Below are 17497 nucleotides of genomic sequence, written 5' to 3'. Positions count from 1 at the left end.
CTTGATGGGTTGAGCAGGGACTGCTGAGGCGCTCGGAGTCGGACATGGCGGGGCTCGACGGCAGGTCGTGCACTCCACCCGGTGGCGAACGCACCTGTGGACGGGGTGTGCCGTCGTGGTCTCCGTTCCACGCCATGTGGTCGCCCTGCCACGATTCCCAGGCACAGAGAGGCTCGACCGTGGCCGGGTGGATCCTCTCGAGAGGAGTGCTTGCCTGCCAGCCAGTTCCCGTTCGTCACCCTGACCGTCAACGTGCGCGATCGCGTCACGGGCAAGCGCGTGGGCGGGCTCACCCGAGACGCCTTCTCCCTGCGCGAGGACATGGTCCCCGGGGAGATCGTCTCCTTCGAGGAGCAGCGCCTGGACGGCCCTTCCTCCACGGCCCCGGTGGACGTGGTCTTCGTCTTCGATCAGACCGGCAGCATGAGCGAGGAGATCGCCGGCCTGGTGGAGCGCTCCCGCCAGTTCGCGGACATCCTCGGCAACAGCGGGTTCGACTTCCGGCTCGCGCTCGTCTCCTACACTGGATGCCGGGCCGGCTGGGGGGCTCCTTCTTCGACAAGGACTCGGGAGATTTCCAGGAGATCGTCCGCTCGCTCGCGGGCGGCGTCGCGGTGAACTACGTGGTCAGCTACCGCAGCCCCCGGCCGCGGGATGACGCCACCCGCCGCGCGGTGGAGGTCCGGGTGAAGGTGGGCAAGGACTCGGGGCTGGACGTGACGCAGTACCAGGCGCCGAGCTGGGTGACCGCCAGCTCCCGCATGGACTTCTTCCAGGGCGAGGAGAGCCGTTACGCGCCGCTCCACGTGGTGGATGGTTCACCCGACACCGTGTGGGCCGAGGGCGTCCCCGGCCAGGGCGTGGGCGAGTGGCTGAACCTGCGCTTCGAGAAGGAGGAGACCGTGAGCCGCGTGATCCTCACGCCTCCGCCGGCCGGCTACGCGTGCCCCCGGGATAGCCCGCTCGCGCCGCACGGTGGCCGCGGCCGAGAGCTCCGAGTCGCTCAACAAGAAGGGCGAGCGGCTCTATCACCAGGGCAAGCTCCGCGAGTCCATCACGCTCTACCAGCAGGCGATCGACAAGGACCCGACGCACGCGCAGGCCTACAGCAACCTGGGCCTGTCCTACCAGAAGGTGGGCGACTTCCCGAACGCCATCTGGGCCAACCGCAAGGCCATCGCGCTCGCGCGCGGGGCGGGGAAGAATGGGGTCATGGCCAGCTCGTACTACAACATCGCGCGCATCTTCGAGGCCCAGGGCGACTGGAAGCAGGCCGAGCAGAACTTCTGGTGGGCCCGGCAGAACCGGCCCATGAAGGTCTACGACGACGCCATCCTGCGCATGCAGGGCAAGCAGGCCGAGGCGAAGTAGGGCCCCCGTCCCCACGTGTTCCCGAGAGATTCCATGCACCGCTCCTTCCGCATCCTGGCCACGCTTCTCTGTACCTCCCTGCTCGCTCCCTCCGCGCATGCCGCGGGCCTGAAGGTGTCACTGACCGAGCGCACCCGGTGGCCCTCGCCCCTGTCGTCTCCCCAGGCCTTCGACGTGGCCTCCCGCGCGGAGATCGCCGCGTTCACCGAGGTGATGGCGGCCTCCGACGCGAGCACCGACGTCCCGGGAGACGCGGCGTCGGTGGCGAAGTGGAGGGAGCGGATGCGTGGGGTGCTGGTGGAGAACTTCGCCCGGGCCCGGGAGACGTGCGCCACCGGGGCCCCCTTCTGCGAGGGCTCCGTCCCGAAGGACTGGGACGCGCTGGTCGCCGCCTCGCGCGCGGGCCTCGCGAAGCTGCCGGCGGAGCTGGCGCCCTGGTACGCGGAGCAGAAGCCCTTCTACCAGGGCTACCTGTACGAGCTGGTCCGGCTGGCGGGGCTCTTCCCCAAGGTGACGAGCGAGATCCTCCCCCTGTCGCCCGCCGAGCGCTTCGGCCTGGAGCTGCCGGACCGCCACTTCCTGCTCACCTTCGATGACGGCCCCACGCCCAGGGGAGGGGAGACGGACACGCTCCTCGCGCTGCTCCGCTCCGAGGGCGTCCACGCGGCCTTCTTCCTGCTCGGGAACAACTACGAGGCCCGGCGCAAGGCGACCTCGGTGGAGCAGCTCCGGGCGCTCTACGCGGGGATGTGCGTGGGCTCGCATGGGCAGGAGCACCGCTCTCACGCCACGTGGGACGGCGCGGTGGCCGGCATGCAGTCCTTCCATTCCAGGCTCGCGGAGAGCCTGCCGGAGGGCCAGGCGAAGCTGACGCTGTTCCGCCCTCCGTACGGACAGCGCAACCCGGAGCTCCTCCAGGCGCTGGAGCGCGGCGGGATGAAGAACGTCCTGTGGAATATCGACTCGCAGGACTGGCACTCGAGCAACACGGGGGCGAAGGCCGCCGGGCGCGTGCTGTCGCTCATGCTCCTGTGGCGGCACGGCACCCTCTTGTTCCACGACATCCACCCGATGGCCCGAGAGGCGCTCCCGCGCATCTGGCGCGAGACGCGCGGCTCGGGGGTGCGCTGGGTGGACTGCCGCGCGGAGTAGGGGAGGCCGGGCCCTGGAAACGACGAAGGGGGGCGTCTCCGCCCCCCTCGTGGAAGTTCCGTGCCTGCGAAGGTGCGTGCACCTTCATGGTTGATTCGAATCGACGGCCCATGGGCCTCGCGGCCCTGGTGCCACGTCGCGTGCTCTGCACCTACGTGTTCACCGTGCAGCATCCCTCGGATCACGGCCACTTCGCCCTCTTCAACACCGCGTCCGCGATCTTCTCTTCCCCTGCGTTCCGTCCCACCCGCCCAACCAGTCAAGTTCGGGACTGGGTACGACTTCTCTGGTAACCTCCGAAATTTTCGGAGGTGTACCGGATGTTCGACGAAGACGGTGGACAGGCAGGACGTGGGTTGCCCTGGCGGTTGGAGCCCGGAGCGGAAGTGGCCGGTTTCATCATCGAGGGGCCACTGGCCTCCGGCAGCTTCGGCTCGGTGTACCGGGCGAGGCGGGGGGAGCGACCCTTCGCCATCAAGCTGGTGGGCATCGAGCCCCGGAGCAACCGGGAAGTGGACGCGCTGCGCCTGATGCGGCACCCGAACGTGGTGAGCTTCCACGGGTACGGCTTCTGGCCGGACGAGGAGCCGCGCTCCCTGGTGCTGGCCCTGGAGCTCGTCGAGGGCCGTCCGCTGGATGTGTGGGCGAAGGAGGAGAACCCCTCCGCGCTCGAGCTCGTCATGCAGGTGCTGCTGCCGTTCGCCCTCACCCTGGCGGACGTGCATGCGGCTGGCGTCGTGCACCGGGACATCAAGGAAGCCAACATCGTCGTGCGCGAGGAGGACGGGCAGCCGGTGCTGGTGGACTTCGGTGCGGCGGGCCTGGAGGGAGCGCAACGGCTGACGATACGGATGCCGCCCGGCACCCCCGAGTACCGCAGCCCCGAGGTGTGGCGCTTCGCGCGGGAGTGGGAGGGCGAGCACTATCCGTTCACGCCAGGAGACGACCTGTGGGCGGTGGGTGTCGTCACCTACCTCCTGCTGACGCGCCGGCTTCCCTTCGGGGATGGGAACGACCCGGACATGGTGCAGGCCATCCTCGGGAAGACCCCTCCGGCGCCGCACGAGCTCAACCCGCGCGTGCCTCCGGCGCTGGGTGAGCTGTGCATGCGGATGCTGGAGAAGGAGCCCGGGGCCCGGTACGCGGATGCGAAGGCGCTCGCGGAGGCGCTGTCCGAGGTGTGGGCCCAGGCCGACAAGTCCTGGCGTGTGCCGCTGTTCCCCGAACCCGGCCGCGAGGAGCGCCCGGCGCCAGTGCCCGCCCCCGCGCCCGTGGTGCCCGAACGTCAGGGGCGCGGAGGGTGGCGGCGCGCGGCGCTCGTTCTCCCCGTGGTGCTGGGGGTGGTCACGTTGCTGGCGCCTACCACCCAACGTCTGGAGTCTGCTCCATTGCCCCCGCCTCAGCAGGTCACTCTTCGCCAAGAACTGGCGCCAGCGAAGGTGACGGGAGAAGTTGGGCAAGACGCGGGACCGAAGAAGTCACCCACCCCCGCGCCCGTCGCCACCGCGACGAACAAGAGCGAGGAACCCAAGATGACGAAATCCCAGAAGACCCGTGCCCTGCTTTCCGCCGGCCTCGTTGCGACCTCCGCCTGCGCGGGGGGGGGAGGGCCGGCGCTGCGTCCACCGCCGAAGCCAGAGGCGTGCCCGCCGGGGTCCATGTCGGGCCACACGAGACTCGGCATCAGCGAGGGCGATACTCTGCAATTCTTCATCCGTCCCTACAATGGCAGTCCTAGCAATCGCATGATTCCTCCCGAAGAAGCCATTCTTTCGGAGGGGGAGGTCGATGGCGAGAACGTTGGTCAATACGGGGAGGTCTCGAGCCGGACTCGTTTCCGTGGCAAGCTGATTTTCGGGAATGGGCGTGTCTATGGCCGTTTCACCGAAGCCCACCTGAATGGCAATGAGGTCGTGCCAGTCTGCATGGAACTCGTGGTGCTGCCTGGGACTTCCGGTATGCCGCTGCTCGGCGCTCCGGTGAGTCCCGGTAGTACCTCCAAGCGGGCAATCGTCAACAACGCATTGTTCATCCAAGCGGTCCGGGCGTTCCACTGACCGGAGCCGGAGGCCATTGCCCGTGCTAGCCCATTCTCCCTCTTCCCTCCTGGTCCTCATGCTTCTCCAGGGTGCTCCTGTCGAGTATCCGCCTATCGTCAGGGTTTGCGAGGACTTGAAGCGCATCGAACTTTCGTTGGCGCCCGCGGGGGAGGCACGCGAGATCTGCGTCAGCCCAGGGCACATGACGACCATCGTCTTCGATGTGCGCACGGATGTGGAGTTGCAGGATGAGGCGCGCTTCCTGGAGGTGACACGGGGACGCGGCATCATCAGCCTCCTGCCACCACAAGACATGGTGCCTGGGGAGCGCCTCCGGCTCACGGCTCATATTGGAGACGGGCCCTCCCAGCAGCGTGTCACTTTCACGCTGCTGGCTCACTCTGGGCTGGCGACACATCAGGTGGAGGTGTATCGCGACCGGCGCTCCAGGGAGTCCTTCCTTCACGAAGTCGCCCTGGAGCAGGCGAAGAACCGGGAGTTGCGTGCGGAGCTCAGGCTCATGCGGGCCCGACTCGAGCAGTCAGGTGGGATTGGGGGCCTGGTTGCCAGGAAGAAGATCGACACGTATGGCATCCAGGTCCGACCATTGAGTGGGAAGGATACGGTCGTTCAATTGAAATCCGATGGCCTCACGTGCGTGAAGGCTGTCAGCTACCGTGCGGACAAAGGCATCGCGGTTCAGGTATCGCTATTGAACTTGAGCTCGGAGCCCTGGATGACGGTCGACGCTTCGCTGGTGGACGCGGGAGGCAGGGAGATGGAGGGACTGAAGATCCGGCAGGACGTGCCTATTCCGCCCAAAGGGGACGGTCCGGTCTTCGTGGAGGTTGATGCTCTCTTATCGGAAGCTCAGGGTGAACTGTCTCTCACGCTGTGGGATGACAGCGCGCGCAGCATCACCCTTCACGGGTTGAAATTCCCGTAGGTCCGTATCAGGCACGTCCGTCGCTCATGGTCCTTTCCACGGGGTGAAGCTCAGACTTCCTCGTCGGGTAGAAGTGAGAGAAGCAGTTCGTCGTCAGGACCGAGAGGCCGCCACCCGGGGGGGAGGCGGCGTGGAAAGGAGAGCTGTCCTGACCTGCCTGGCATAGCGGTTGGCGTCATCCAGCTCGGCCGGCCAGCCGTTGGGAAGACACTCGGAGAGTTCGCGCACAAGCACATCGCGCACAAAGCGTGTGACCTGCTTGCGCTGCTCCGCCTCGGCTTCGTGCAGCGCCTCCATGATCATCCGGTTCCATTCACCGGGCCATGCGCGCCCCAGCTTCCAATTCCCACCGCCATGGATGGCTTGGTGGTATGCCTGCTCCAGTTTGACGCAGAACTCGTCAATGTCCATCTCGCCGGTGAAGCCGCGCTTCTCGAACCACTCGCGGAACTCCTTGGGCATGACATGGTGTCGCGGCGGCTCGGCCATGCCAGCCCCTGCTTTGCCCGTTTCGTGCAGGGCCCCCACCTCGGGCCCATCTCCCAGTACCTCACGCACGCCCCGAGGCAGCTCGCCTCGAGCCTGCGCCAGCATCACCTGGCCGGCCTGAATCCGCACGGTGGCGCTGACGACGGGCAGGGAGAGGACGCCCGCGCGCACCAACTGGCGCACCCTCTCCACCCACTCGGCGGACACGACAATCCGCGTGCCCATCGTCACGCCGTCGCCGCCTACCGTCAGGCCAGTACCCACCAGGGCGGGAGCGGACGGAGGCGCCGAGGGCAGCGAGAACCTCATCGTCGAGAGCATCGTGACAGTCTCGATGGCTTCCTTGAGCACCAGCATCTTCTGGAGGTGCTCCGCCGCCACGCGCATTCTCTCCACGGTGGCCGCGAATTCCTCCGCGAGGTGGCCGACCAGCGGGGGCACGTCTCGCGCCACGGCCTCCACCTGCTCGTGCTCTCGCGAGGAGAGCGCCCGCATGGCGGGCTCGAGCATTTCCTGCCTGCGCCACATGTCCGCGAAGAGCGTCTCCACGGGGTAGAGGTGCTGTTCGAGCGCGACGTCGGCGAGATTGAGGAAGTCGAGCCAGACGGCGAGCAGGAGCGAGCCCACCATGGCGGCCTCCAGCCGTGGGCCAGCCACGCGCAGCAGAGCGAGCTGCATGTCCGGGTCTTCCACCTCCGACGCGGCGTTGGCCAGCCGGGTGGCGGCGGTGAGCTGGGCCTCCTTCCACCTCAGTTGCGTGGCGCCGTAGTCGGCGTAGCGGAGGAAGACACCGTTTCCACTGGCGAGGCCCCGGCCACTGGCGTTGAGCCGGGCGAACTCTCTGGAGATGCGGCGGGTGGAGCCTGACACTTCGCGGCAGGCCCCGTGGCCTCGCCCGGCGTGTAGCGCAAGCGCGTCCCCCTGCCGGGCGGGGGTGTCAGCGACGCACAGCCGGCGGACAGCAGGGCCAGGGCGAGCACAAGACCCACCCACCGGGCCCGGGGCGCTTGGGAGAGCAGCAGCACCAGCAGCGTGGACGTCATCAGCGCCTCCGATGGGGAACTCCCCACTCTAGCGGGCACCTCCGACAGATCCGGATAGCCAAGAGAAGGCGGGTGTGTGCGACCTGATTCCCAGGTCCAATGATTCCGACGACTCAATTCACCTGGATGCGCGAGGTGCCGCGAAGGCAGCACCCGCGTCAACCAGTACGCGGGGGGTGTGGTCCACGTGTGAATCGGAGCACGGCTTCAGGAGGGCGCGGTCTCCAGTCCTCAGCCACCGTTCCAGGTCCTCCCAGCTCGCGTGCCGGTCGAGTCCGGGTTTTTGAAAGATCCTTGTTAGCATGGGTGCCCTCCCTTGGAGGGGCTGATGACTTCCACACTGCTGGTGCTGCTGCTGTTGTCCCAAGCGGAGTGGCCCGAGTCCTCCCCCTCTGGGGCCATGTCTCCGCCGTGGTGGCCAATGCTCGCTGAGACCCTGGCGCGCAGGTGGGTGGCGCTGCTGCTGGGGGTCGCGCTGCTCACCACCGGCTGCGTCACGCTGGAGCCGCAACCTGGCGGGAACTCCTCCCAGGGCCCACGCGCCCTCTCTACGTTGCGCAAGACGACGGCCAGGACGCCCTCATTCGAGGCGCCTCCCTCTCTCTCTTCCGCCGAGCCAGGTGAGCAGGAGCGACCGCAGCGCCGCTGGAGCGCCCGTGGACCGGGCCCGGACGCCGCCCTGGCGAGCATGGGCGAGGCTTCTCCCCGCGAGGTGGCCAGCACGGGGCGTGCTGCCCAGGGCACTGCTACCTGCGGAGGAGAAGCCGTGCCCCCTGGCTGGCCCGACTTCTCCTCCGGCGACAGGGAGGCACTCCTTGCTCCCTTCCTCACGTGTACCTCTCCCACCGAATTTCTCGCGCTGCAGGAGCGCGTGGACATGCCCCGCGTGGTGGCGTCCTTGGATGACTGGCGCGCCGTGCGTCTGGGTGCCCAGGGTACACCGCGCGAGGATGCCGCCCGCCTTCTCAACCGCAAGCGCGCATCCTTCCTCGTGGATGCGACCGAGGACCATGGAGCTGTCAGAGCCGAGGTTCTCTCCCTCTTCATCATCAATTCGGCCCATGACGATGACTTGAGGGAGATTCTCTTTCTTCTCGCCCGTGACAAGCGGCTGGAGGAGATGCTCGGACTGCTGCCCGCCTTCAAGGCGGCGCTGGAGAAGAGAGGGCTGAGACCCTCGGACTGGCCTGAGCGGGACTTTGAATGGAAGGACGTGGGCCGAGGCCTCGCCCGAGCTGGCAGGGACGCTCTTTCCAGCTCTCCGATGAGCGGTGACGGGGCAGCCCTCGCCTTCTCCACCCTACGAAGCCAACTGCCGCCGAACTATCAGGAAGCCCTCGACGAGGCGGAGAAGCGATGGGCTGAGCAGCACTTCTCGGCAGGCCACATGGTGCTGGGTGGCTTCGATCACCTCACCTTTGGCATTCCGCTGGGCTTCTATGGCCTGCTGGCCGGGACGGGCCATGGGGCGTACTCGCTGACACAGGGCAAGTACGAGCAGGCCACGCGCGAACTGGCGCCAGCGGCGCTGCTGGTGGCCCTCTATGCGGGTGGCAAGGGCGTGCGCTACCTCGCCGAGGGTAGAGGTGCATCGAATATGGGGCTGCACCTCCTCACCGGCTTCGAGGCCATGGAACTGCGACTGCGAGCCCTCAAAGACACGGCGCGGCAATTGGAAGGACTGCTGGGCGTGGACGGCCTGCGGGAACTGGCCCGGTACCTACAGGCCAGCAGGGAGGCAAGCCGCTTCGTTGCCATGGGCGGAGTGGACGCCGCCCTGGCGCTGCACGAGGCCCGGGGGGATGTGGCCAAGGCACGGCCGCTCATGTCCAAGGCCAGACCCAGGGCCACGAGCTCTTCCACGGGGAGAAACGGTGTGGGGACACCCAGGAGGGCCGGTGCTGCGGAGCGCTCCGGGGGCCTGGTCTCCCTGGTGGACGAGGAGGCGGGCCTCACCCAGGAGGTGGTGGAGGCCAAGCTCGCGGCGGTGGAACTCGAATCCGTGGGCCCGCGTCTGCCCAGGGACGTGGCAGTGCTGGAGAAGCAGCGCCCCTCCCTTGACGCCCCGCCGCCCGGAGTTGAAGGCAACCCGCGTTGGAGTGAGTACGTCGCCTACTACGAGAAGCGCCTGGGGGAACTCGAGGAGGGCAAGGCCGCCAAGGGTCCTCTGCGCTGGGCGCCCTACGAGCGTCTGTGGGGGTGGTTCACCCGGGGGCTTGCCTTCGAGCGCGTCATGGTGAAACGGCTGCAAGCCGACGTGGAGCTGCCCCGGGCACAGCGCCGTTTTCTCGGGGACTTCGACAAGCCTCGGATTGAGACGTATGTGGGCGTGAAGAAGCCGGTGAGCGGCCTGCGCTTCGCGGATGTGCTCATCATCGAAGAGGGCGACGCCGGACGGTCACCTCGCGTCGAGACGTTGAGCTTCAAGAGCCGAAATCTCGCGCTGCTGGATGTCGAAGCCTTGAAGGCGCAGATGGTTGCGGACGCGAGGGATGCTCTGCGGAAATACGGTGAAACCCTGGATATTCGCCGCGAGTCCCTCCAGCCTCTTCTCCGCGAGGGCAGCGAGGTACCCGTTCAGCGGGTCCGCCTCATCTATGAGGGGGGCGAACTCAAGCCCAAGAACATAGTCGTCTTGCGTGCAGCCGTGGACGCAACCAAGGAAAAGGTTCCGGGAGTGGAGGTACTGTTCCAATGAAGGTGCTGAAATTTCACGATTCGAGGGACGAAGACTACCTCCTGCTATCGTTCAACGGCGCCTTCAGTCCACAAGTAGATCTGGAGAGCGAGTTTGCGTTTTTCTTCCAGGCGTTCGAGGAGTACGCTGGCGGGTGGATGCCGGACGTCGTTCGTGGCAAGCGGCAACGCAGATACTCCCGGGCCGCCATCTGGAAGTCCCTGGAAGAGGATCGCGACGAAAACATCACGTCCATCGGGCTCTACCGGACGGAGTGGCCTGCGTTGGACATGTCGCTCAGCCTCTGGCTCCCGCCACGGCATCCCAAACTGAACATCATCATCAAGGTGAAGCCGCTCTCCTTCTTCGCGGAGACGGAGTGCTGCCGCCACTTCGTGGAAATGGTGCGCGCCTGGGCCGACCGTTACCCAGTCACGTATGCTTGGGCCCACAGCAGTGATGACGCGCAGTTGGCGGACTTTCCGAGCTTTGGTCGCGACGACGAGACTCGACGCAGAGATGGTTTCGACAAAATCTACGAGGTGTGCTGGCTCAACGTCTTCGGACCCAAGCTGGTGGAGACCGTGGGCCGCGAGCGTATGTTGTCCACGCCGGCCCACCGGGTGGAGGAACTGCCCACCGGCTCCGTCCTCATCGTGACGTGGCCCACCGTGGCGGATTTCGCCAGCAAGGAGGCTCGGCTCGCGCAGGCCCGCGCCCACGCGCACCTCCGGCCGGACCTGGACTACGACACCGCGCTGCGCACCCTGAGCGAGCGCAGCACCATACTCGCCCCCGTGGAGCGCCGCTTCCACCCGGACGTGTCGCCGCTCCTCACGCGCGTGGTGGACTTCGTTGCCAGCCACGAGCGCCAGCGGAAGATTGCCGGGTTCAACGTCTGGCAGCCGCCCGAACCCGAGGAGTGGCGCCCCGCGGACTCCGCCCTGCCCCCGGACGTGGACGACCCGGAAGGTGCTCTCGAGCATTATGACACCCTCGCCGAGCACCTCGTGGCCCTTCTGCACACAGAAGTGCCCTCCGTCTTCGAGGCGACGCCCGGGTCGCTCGTGGACGTCGACTTCTATTTCTGGCGCGAGGAATTCCCGACAAGCCGCCTGCGAGAAGCCATTGACGAGCATGCGATACCTGCCATCGGCGCGTATCTGGGCGAGGTGATGGTGCGCAACCTGGGCGGCAGGTGGATTCCGCGAAAGAAGCTCGAGGAGGCACAGGTCCTCGTGGGCAACCGCGTCTGGCTTCCCTTTGTCCGGGCACGCCACTACATGCGCTCGCGACAGGCGCTGCTTGACTACTCCCTCACCCGGATCTACCGGGTAGCCGAGCGTCACCGGGGCTGAAGCGCGAGGTGCCGCGAAGGCAGCACCCGCGTCAACCGGCGCGCGGGGGTGTGGTCCACGTGTGAATCGGAGCACGCGCTTCAGGAGGGCACGGCCTCCGGTTGAAGGGTGGAGCGTTGGCAATCAGCGCGGAGCAGTGCCTCGTTCCAGAGGAGGAGGGCACGCTGGTAGTTGTCGCAGATGCGCTGGGCGGCCTCGGCCGCGGTGAGCTGGCGCCGGTGCATGGCCTGAAGGGGCTCCCACCACAGCGTGCGGCCGAGCGCGAAGCCGATGAAGCCCGGAATGGACGCGGTCACCCTCAGCCACCGCTCCAGGTCCTCCCAGCTCGGGTGCCGGTCGAGGACGATGCAGGACACGTGCTCCCGGCCTCCCGCTCGGGCCTGCATGGCCACGCGCAGGCAGTCCGCCGTCCGGTCCAGGCTCTCGAGCATCCAGATGTCCGGATCCACTCCGCCCGCCTGCAGCTCGCTCACCGCTCGCACCATGAGCAAGGGCCTCAGCTCGTGATCGTAGCGCTCCGCGTCTCCTCCAAGGGCGGCGAGCTGGGCCTGTGTCGCTGGCACTCGCAACTCCAGGAGGAAACGGCGCCCATGTGCCCGCAGCCATTCCGTCAACCTGACGAGTCGCTCCGTCCGCGGGGCGTTCACCGCCTGCTCCTCCTCGGGGTTGTAGTGCACCCGCGCCTGGGCGAAGGCCGGCTCGAACGTCTCGATGTCGCCCTTCTCCGCGGCCATGGCGAGCAGGATGCCCTCCTCGAGCGCCTGTCTCGCCACGTCGTTCCCGTATTGCCCATCCACCAGGATGCCCGTGCCGTCGTGTTTGACGCCTCGCCGGAGGGCCAGCCGGAAGCCGGTGTAGATGACGGTCTTCATGTGGCGGATGGCGTCCGCCTCGTCGGGTGTGGGGGGGCCGGACAGTCCGAGCAGTGCGTTCTCGAAGGAATGCCGCTCGTCGAAGGTGAGCAGGTACAGGTGGGGGACGGGGGGGAGGTGAAGCGTCGACATGGGGAATTCCGGGGGTGGGTTCTCTCTCCTTGAAGGTGAGGCACCACGGCATGGGCTGGCAGCCCGGAAGTTCCCGGGTGCGAAGCAGTGGGGTGGGTCGATCGACCCGGGAGCAGGCCACCTCCCTGGCCCGCGGACCCGGACCTCGCTTCGTGCGCGGGAAGATGTTCTCCAGGACACCCTCCAGCACCCGAGGGTGGGCGGCTCGCCCGAGCGTGCGAATGTTCCCGGAATGAACGCACCTTCCGAACCCCCCCGGACCGCGGTCGTCCTTCTTCACGAGGAAGAACGAGGCCTGGGGCAGCTGGGCCCCGCCTTGCGGCGCTCGGGCTTTACCCTGGATGTCCGTCTGCGAGCCCCTCGCCCCGAGGACGCGGAGGCGGCCCTCGTGGTGATCATGGGCGCGTCCCTGGGTGACCCGGGGGCGGAGGCCGCTCCTCTTCTGGAGGAGCAGCGGCGATTGCTCGCCCGCCGGTTGGAGGCGGGACGGCCGAATCTGGGCATCGGCGTGGGCGCGGAGCTGCTCGCCGCCTCGGCGGGGGCTCGCGTCCATCCGGGAGACAAGGGCCCGGTGGTGGGCGTGCACCCGGTGTCGTTGACGGTGGCGGGGCTGGCGGACCCGCTGTTCGCCGGCTTCGAGGAGTTCTTCGACGTGCTGCACTGGCACGGGGACACCTTCGAGTCCGTGCCGGGGGCGCAGGTGCTCGCCTCGAGCTCCCGCTATCCGCACCAGGCCTTCCGGGTGGGCGCCTCCTATGGGGTGCAGTTCCACCCCGAGGTGGACGTGGGCATGTTCGAGCGCTGGGTCCGGGCCTCGCCAGGGGATGTGGGCCGCGTGGGGCTCGGGGCCGAGGAGTTGCTCGAGCGGGAGCGCTCGCGGCTGGCCCGGGTGCAGCAACACGCGATGCTGCTGGTGGAGCGGCTGGCCCTCTTCTTCGCGCGGCAGGTGGGCGCGGGAGGAGGGGAGCGCTACCTCTTCACCGTGGACTCCACCCACCGGTTGGCGGGCCGGGGCGTGTTGCTCTCACCGGGCATTCCCCGGCGCACCCCCATCGTCCGCGTGGGACAGGCCATCTCGCTCGAGCGTCCCGATGGCTCGCGCGTGGGAGGCACGGTGCGAGGCATGGCCAGTTTCGGGGAGACCGGGGCGGCCATTCCCCTGCTGGTCCTGCTGGATGAGCCGGACGCGGAGGTACCTCCCGGCTCGGAGGCCCTCACCTCCGCGCCGCTGACGGTGTAACCCGCTCCGGGCCCACCTCGATGGCTGCCCGCCCGCCGGTCACGCGAGCAGGTACCGGTAGAGCACCTCCGCGGCGCACGCCGGCTTGGACTCGCCCTCGATTTCGATGGTCGCGAGCAGGAGCGCCTCGACCCCCTTGGGCACGTCCTTGAGCTCCGCCAGCTTCAGGCTCAGCCGGTAGCGGGCCCCGAGCTTGAGCGGCGCCGGGAAGCGCACCTTGTTCAAGCCGTAGTTCAGGACGAGGGCGAAGCCCCGGACGTCGACCGTCTCGAAGAACAGCCCCGCGATGCGCGAGACGCTGAAGTACCCATGCGCGATGGGCACTCCGAATGGCGACTCGCGCTTGCACCGCTCGAGGTCCACGTGGATCCACTGGGAATCACCCGTGGCCTCGGCGAAGCGCAGGATGTCCTCGTGCGTGAGCTCCTTCCACTCGGAGGCACCGAGCTGCTGCCCGACTACCGCCCGAAGTCCGTCGAGACCCTCGATGATCGTCTTGTTGGCCATGACCCGCCCATAGCACGAGGCGGGCCTCGGCCGGGACGCTTGAGGTGGGCCACGGGCGTGCCCGATGATGGCGGGCCCCCTTGCCCCCAAGATGACCATGCCCCGAGCCGCGCTGATCCTGCTCCTCTCGCTGTGCGTCCTCACCCCGCGGAAGGCCCAGGCCGACGTCGTGACCCGCGTCCGGGACTGGTTCGCGAACCTGGGCAAGCCGAAGCCTCCCGAGCCGGAGGAGCTGGGGGCCCGCAACACCTTCACCCTCAACCCGCTGGCGCTCAGGCACTCGCAGCTCGGCGTCGAGTACGAGCGGGCCTTCGGGAAGGGCTTCTCGATCTACCTGGGGCCCGAGTTCGCCTATGGCCGCACGCCGGAGCTCTGGCACCTGTCGCTGTCGGGGACGCTCGGCACCCGGCTCTTCGTGCTCGGGGACGCGCCCAGTGGCATCTTCTTCGGACCCGAGTTCAGCGTGAACTATCAGATCCGCTCCGAGAACCACGTGCGGCGCAGGGCGATTGGATTGGGGCTCGGCGGGACCGTTGGTTGGACCCTGGTGCTGTTCAACCGGTTCACGCTCTCGGCGGGCTTCTCCGCGCAGTACCGCTCGATTCCCGATCTCGAGGCTCCCGGCGAGGGGGCGCTCCGGGTGGAGCTCGTCCCGACGCCGCGCCTGGCCTTTGGCGTGGCCTTCTGAGCGGTCCGCTCACGGCGCTTCGCGCACGAGCTTCCCGAAGGGCGCGAGGGCGAGCAGCGCCAGCTTCACGTGCTGGATGGCGAAGGGGATGCCGATGATCGTCACCGCGAGCCCCAGGGCGAGCGCGATGTGGCTCAGGAAGATCCACACCCCGGCGACGATGAGCCAGAACACGTTCAGCACGCAGCCGATGGGACTGGCCCCAGGCGCGTCGGCGATGTCCTTGCCGAAGGGCAGCAGCCCGAGCCCGGCCATCTTGAAACACTGCACCCCGAAGGGGATGCCGACGATCGTGAGGCAGAGCAGCAGGCCACCGAGCAGGTACTCGAGCCAGATGACGAATCCGCCTCCGAAGATGATCCAGAGGATGTTCAGGAGCAGGCGCATGGGGACAGCTTAACGCGAGCGTCAGCGCAGGCGCAGGCCGTAAATCCACTCCCCGCGCGTGGCCAGCACGGCCATGTCGTCGAACACGGCGGGGGAGGCCTCGATGCCGCCCTTGAGCTGGAGCGAGTGCAACACCTCGCCGGTGCGCGCGTCGAGCAGGTTCACCTGGCCGCTGATGTCGCCTTGCAGGATGAAGGAGTGGCCCTGCTCGTCCCGGCAGGAGGTGGGCGAGGACCAGGCGAAGTGGGCCAGGGGCCGGCGCCAGAGCTCGGCGCCCGTGGCCTTGTCGAGCGCCACCATGAGGCCGCTGGAGAAGTCCGGGCAGCGTGAGAGCGTGAAGACGACCTGCCCCGAGACATCCCCCGTGCCCACCAGGGGGGTGGCGAAGACACCCGCGTCGATCTTCTTCGGCTCGCGCGCGCCCTGGCAGGGGTAGGCGCGCTCCCAGAGGACCTTGCCGGTGAGGCCGTCCAACTTCCGCAGCCAGGACTGGCCCCGGGGCCCTGTCTTGTCCACCTCGGTGCCGGTGTAGAGGACGGGGCGTTCACCCTCGCGCTCCACCGCGAGGCTGGCGTCGGTGTCGTCGCCCGCGGCGAAGGTCCATACCGGCTTGAAGGTCCGCAGGTCGAGCGCCTGCAGCGTGCCGCCGTTGTCGGCGAAGAGGGCCAGGTTGCCCACCACGGAGAGGGAGTTCTCGATGCCGTAGTGCGTGCGCCCGGGGGGCGCGTAGCGGTAGCGCAGGATTTCGGGACGAACCTTCAGCGTGAGCGTGATGGTGTCGAAGTCGGTGTTGAGCCGCAGGACGTAGAAGAGACCATTCTCGCCGCCCACGATGTAGCTGTCGGTGGCGCGGTTGAGCAGGCCCGAGCTGTCGAAGGCCCCCCAGCCCTTGCGCGGTGACTTCGCGTCCCGTCCGGGGAGGAAGAAGATCTGCTGGTGGGTGATGAGGTTGTAGACGCGCAGGCCGATGGGCTTGCTCTCCGGGATGCCCTGGCCGACGAAGAGGAGGGGGTAGCCGCGAGGATCCAGCGACACGCTGCCCTTGATGGGGTTGCCGGTGGGGATGGGGGGGCGAGTGGGGCGGCCGGTGCGCAGCTCCAGGAAGTACACGGAGCCATCGAGCGAGCCCTGGATGACCTCGACGAAGCCATTCTCGAAGCGGCGGGGGCCGAGGCGGCCCATGGAGTGCCGGATGACGGCGGGCCACTGGACGATGGCGGGCTGGCCGGTCCAACCGGCGCCTCCGCCCCAGTGACCACGGCCGCGGCCGGTGGTGGCGATCCACGCGACCTCGAGCTTCCGCTCGCGCAGCGGACAGGTACCCCAGGAGCCGCCCGTGCGGGTGGGGCCTCCGCGGAACGTGAAGACTCCGGGGATCTCCGAGTAGCGCTCGGGGAAGAGCTGGGTCAGGCGAGCGGGGGGTGAGTCGAGCACCGCGCCCGCGAAGATGACGCTGTGCTCGAGCACGGTCCCCTCCGCCGGGATCTCGAAGGCGCGGGGCGACGGGCGTGGGGCGGAGTCCGTGGCCAGGGCGGAGCGCGGTGTGCTGGCGACCCAGGCCACGAGCATGGCGAAGAGCGCCTTGTACCGCGTCTGTCGTCTCAGGAGTGGGTCCATGTGCTTACGGTTGTGCGACGATCGATGGTAGTCGTCGGGCCCGATCCAGGGCCAGTCCTTGCCCTCTTCACGGGGAGTGTGGCCTCATGCCCTGAGACACAGGAGCCAGAGATGAAGCTCGTATCGAGCAGTGCAATCGTGACGGGAGCGGGGCAGGGAATCGGATTGGGAATCGCCTCGCGCCTGATGAGGGATGGAGCCAATGTGCTCCTCGTTGGCCGGACGCGGGAGAAGGTGGAGGCGGCCGCCGGGGAGCTCAACCGCGTGATGGAGGGGCGCGCGCGGGCGGTGGCCTTCGCGGGAGACGTGGTCCGGGCGGAGGACGTGGCCCGGGCGCTCGAGGTCGCCACGCGCGAGTTCGGTCTGCCCGGCATCCTGGTGAACAACGCCGGGACGGCGACGATCCGCCCGATCCTCGACCTGCCGGAGGAGGAGTTCGACACGGTCATGGACATCAACCTGAAGGGCCCCTTCCTCTTCACGAAGGCGTTCGCGCGGGCACTCGTCGCGGCGAAGCAGCCCGGGTCGATCGTCAACATCTCCTCGCTGAACCAGACGGCCGTGACGGATGGCATGGCCCATTACTGTGCGTCCAAGGCGGGGTTGGCGAACTTCTCGAAGGTCGCGGCCTCGGAGTTGGGGCGGTACGGAATCCGGGTGAACGTCGTGGCGCCGGGGGCCATCCTCACGCCGCTCGCCGAGTCGGCGGGACTCATGCAGGGGCCCATGGGGCGGGGGTTCCTCGAGCACACGCCGCTGGGCAAGGTGTGCGGCGAGCCGGAGGACGTGGCGAAGGTGGTGTCGTTCCTGTGCAGTGAGCTGGCGTCGTGGGTGACCGGCGAAACCATCGCGGTCGACGGCGGCAATCACATCCGCGGGCTCCACAGCTACGCGGACACGCTGGGCATCACCCCCAAGGCGGACTGAGCCCGGCCGCTTCGGGGGGCGGTGCGGCGCCGGCGGTCTTCCACCGGCGCCC

At 68.1% G+C, this 17497-nt stretch carries 15 protein-coding genes and 2 pseudogenes; 11 read left to right on the top strand and 6 right to left on the bottom strand.

The features are described from left to right. Nucleotides 1–210: 210 nt before the first annotated feature. Nucleotides 211–618 (top strand): hypothetical protein, encoded by a 408-nt coding sequence (locus tag JQX13_RS46430; protein WP_203405810.1) that lies wholly within the window; start codon nucleotides 211–213, stop codon nucleotides 616–618. A gap of 13 nt (nucleotides 619–631) precedes the next feature. On the opposite strand, the gene JQX13_RS55740 is transcribed toward JQX13_RS46430, so the two are convergent. Continuing rightward, nucleotides 632–763 carry a hypothetical protein gene (locus tag JQX13_RS55740; protein ID WP_275424935.1) on the bottom strand — a complete coding sequence of 44 codons (132 nt, stop codon included), beginning with the start codon at nucleotides 761–763 and terminating at the stop codon, nucleotides 632–634. Between JQX13_RS55740 and JQX13_RS56675 the strand changes: the two are divergent. The 5 genes and pseudogenes from JQX13_RS56675 to JQX13_RS46410 all read left to right on the top strand — a co-directional run. Next, nucleotides 762–863, top strand: a pseudogene (locus tag JQX13_RS56675) (hypothetical protein); the annotation flags it as partial. The gene JQX13_RS55740 and the pseudogene JQX13_RS56675 overlap by 2 nt on opposite strands. 112 nt (nucleotides 864–975) lie before the next feature. Then, complete coding sequence (locus JQX13_RS46425) at nucleotides 976–1371, top strand: tetratricopeptide repeat protein (RefSeq protein WP_203405809.1); 396 nt, start codon at nucleotides 976–978, stop codon at nucleotides 1369–1371. A gap of 33 nt (nucleotides 1372–1404) precedes the next feature. Beyond that, on the top strand, nucleotides 1405–2523 hold the full coding sequence (locus JQX13_RS46420; RefSeq protein ID WP_203405808.1) for a polysaccharide deacetylase family protein: 1119 nt from the start codon (nucleotides 1405–1407) through the stop codon (nucleotides 2521–2523). Nucleotides 2524–2843: 320 nt separating this feature from the next. Further along, entirely contained in the window at nucleotides 2844–4580 is a 1737-nt protein-coding gene (locus JQX13_RS46415; RefSeq protein ID WP_203405807.1) for a serine/threonine protein kinase, read from the top strand. Between the two features lie 58 nt (nucleotides 4581–4638). After that, a complete protein-coding gene (locus JQX13_RS46410; protein ID WP_203405806.1) occupies nucleotides 4639–5508 on the top strand; it encodes a DUF2381 family protein in 870 nt (289 codons plus the stop codon). A 50-nt stretch (nucleotides 5509–5558) separates the two neighbouring features. On the opposite strand, the pseudogene JQX13_RS56670 reads toward JQX13_RS46410, so the two are convergent. Beyond that, nucleotides 5559–5970: pseudogene (locus JQX13_RS56670) on the bottom strand (hypothetical protein). A 1398-nt stretch (nucleotides 5971–7368) separates the two neighbouring features. On the opposite strand from JQX13_RS56670, the gene JQX13_RS46395 reads away from it, so the two are divergent. Both JQX13_RS46395 and JQX13_RS46390 read left to right on the top strand, forming a co-directional pair. Further along, nucleotides 7369–9738: a hypothetical protein gene (locus JQX13_RS46395; protein ID WP_239014275.1), complete on the top strand. Its 2370-nt coding sequence runs from the start codon at nucleotides 7369–7371 to the stop codon at nucleotides 9736–9738. Further along, complete coding sequence (locus tag JQX13_RS46390) at nucleotides 9735–11075, top strand: hypothetical protein (protein WP_203405805.1); 1341 nt, start codon at nucleotides 9735–9737, stop codon at nucleotides 11073–11075. The genes JQX13_RS46395 and JQX13_RS46390 overlap by 4 nt, the downstream gene beginning before the upstream one ends. Nucleotides 11076–11155: 80 nt before the next feature. Here the strand turns inward: JQX13_RS46390 and JQX13_RS46385 are convergent, their stop codons facing one another. Continuing rightward, a complete protein-coding gene (locus tag JQX13_RS46385) occupies nucleotides 11156–12079 on the bottom strand; it encodes a 2-deoxy-5-keto-D-gluconate 6-phosphate aldolase domain-containing protein (protein WP_203405804.1) in 924 nt (307 codons plus the stop codon). A 232-nt stretch (nucleotides 12080–12311) separates the two neighbouring features. Here JQX13_RS46385 and JQX13_RS46380 point away from each other — a divergent pair, with 232 nt between their 5' ends. Continuing rightward, a complete protein-coding gene (locus tag JQX13_RS46380; RefSeq protein WP_203405803.1) occupies nucleotides 12312–13319 on the top strand; it encodes a type 1 glutamine amidotransferase in 1008 nt (335 codons plus the stop codon). 39 nt (nucleotides 13320–13358) lie between these two features. Here JQX13_RS46380 and JQX13_RS46375 read toward each other — a convergent pair whose 3' ends face one another. Next, nucleotides 13359–13826 carry a MaoC family dehydratase gene (locus JQX13_RS46375; protein ID WP_203405802.1) on the bottom strand — a complete coding sequence of 156 codons (468 nt, stop codon included), beginning with the start codon at nucleotides 13824–13826 and terminating at the stop codon, nucleotides 13359–13361. Between the two features lie 97 nt (nucleotides 13827–13923). On the opposite strand from JQX13_RS46375, the gene JQX13_RS46370 reads away from it, so the two are divergent. Then, nucleotides 13924–14514, top strand: a complete 591-nt coding sequence (locus JQX13_RS46370; RefSeq protein ID WP_203405801.1) for a hypothetical protein — start codon at nucleotides 13924–13926, stop codon at nucleotides 14512–14514. A gap of 9 nt (nucleotides 14515–14523) precedes the next feature. Here the strand turns inward: JQX13_RS46370 and JQX13_RS46365 are convergent, their stop codons facing one another. Further along, nucleotides 14524–14901, bottom strand: coding sequence for a YccF domain-containing protein (locus tag JQX13_RS46365; RefSeq protein ID WP_203405800.1), 378 nt, complete (start codon nucleotides 14899–14901; stop codon nucleotides 14524–14526). Between the two features lie 21 nt (nucleotides 14902–14922). Then, the gene (locus tag JQX13_RS46360) at nucleotides 14923–16518 is read right to left on the bottom strand and encodes a PQQ-binding-like beta-propeller repeat protein (RefSeq protein ID WP_203405799.1); all 1596 of its coding nucleotides are present in this window, start codon (nucleotides 16516–16518) and stop codon (nucleotides 14923–14925) included. A 111-nt stretch (nucleotides 16519–16629) separates the two neighbouring features. Between JQX13_RS46360 and JQX13_RS46355 the strand changes: the two genes are divergently transcribed. After that, nucleotides 16630–17445: an SDR family NAD(P)-dependent oxidoreductase gene (locus JQX13_RS46355; RefSeq protein ID WP_203405798.1), complete on the top strand. Its 816-nt coding sequence runs from the start codon at nucleotides 16630–16632 to the stop codon at nucleotides 17443–17445. Nucleotides 17446–17497 lie beyond the last annotated feature (52 nt).

This window comes from Archangium violaceum (assembly GCF_016859125.1).
GTDB lineage: Bacteria > Myxococcota > Myxococcia > Myxococcales > Myxococcaceae > Archangium > Archangium violaceum_A.
Note: the sequence above shows the minus strand (reverse complement) of the source record. Positions and strands in the feature narration are given on the sequence as shown.

What these genes read in the sequence shown, in the direction of transcription:
- JQX13_RS55740 (WP_275424935.1), bottom strand. Translation starts at nt 763, where the DNA reads ATGCGGGAGCTGGCGGTCACCCAGCTCGGCGCCTGGTACTGCGTCACG.
- JQX13_RS46420 (WP_203405808.1), top strand. Translation starts at nt 1,405, where the DNA reads ATGCACCGCTCCTTCCGCATCCTGGCCACGCTTCTCTGTACCTCCCTG.
- JQX13_RS46415 (WP_203405807.1), top strand. Translation starts at nt 2,844, where the DNA reads ATGTTCGACGAAGACGGTGGACAGGCAGGACGTGGGTTGCCCTGGCGG.
- JQX13_RS46410 (WP_203405806.1), top strand. Translation starts at nt 4,639, where the DNA reads ATGCTTCTCCAGGGTGCTCCTGTCGAGTATCCGCCTATCGTCAGGGTT.
- JQX13_RS46395 (WP_239014275.1), top strand. Translation starts at nt 7,369, where the DNA reads ATGACTTCCACACTGCTGGTGCTGCTGCTGTTGTCCCAAGCGGAGTGG.
- JQX13_RS46390 (WP_203405805.1), top strand. Translation starts at nt 9,735, where the DNA reads ATGAAGGTGCTGAAATTTCACGATTCGAGGGACGAAGACTACCTCCTG.
- JQX13_RS46385 (WP_203405804.1), bottom strand. Translation starts at nt 12,079, where the DNA reads ATGTCGACGCTTCACCTCCCCCCCGTCCCCCACCTGTACCTGCTCACC.
- JQX13_RS46380 (WP_203405803.1), top strand. Translation starts at nt 12,312, where the DNA reads ATGAACGCACCTTCCGAACCCCCCCGGACCGCGGTCGTCCTTCTTCAC.
- JQX13_RS46375 (WP_203405802.1), bottom strand. Translation starts at nt 13,826, where the DNA reads ATGGCCAACAAGACGATCATCGAGGGTCTCGACGGACTTCGGGCGGTA.
- JQX13_RS46370 (WP_203405801.1), top strand. Translation starts at nt 13,924, where the DNA reads ATGCCCCGAGCCGCGCTGATCCTGCTCCTCTCGCTGTGCGTCCTCACC.
- JQX13_RS46365 (WP_203405800.1), bottom strand. Translation starts at nt 14,901, where the DNA reads ATGCGCCTGCTCCTGAACATCCTCTGGATCATCTTCGGAGGCGGATTC.
- JQX13_RS46360 (WP_203405799.1), bottom strand. Translation starts at nt 16,518, where the DNA reads ATGGACCCACTCCTGAGACGACAGACGCGGTACAAGGCGCTCTTCGCC.
- JQX13_RS46355 (WP_203405798.1), top strand. Translation starts at nt 16,630, where the DNA reads ATGAAGCTCGTATCGAGCAGTGCAATCGTGACGGGAGCGGGGCAGGGA.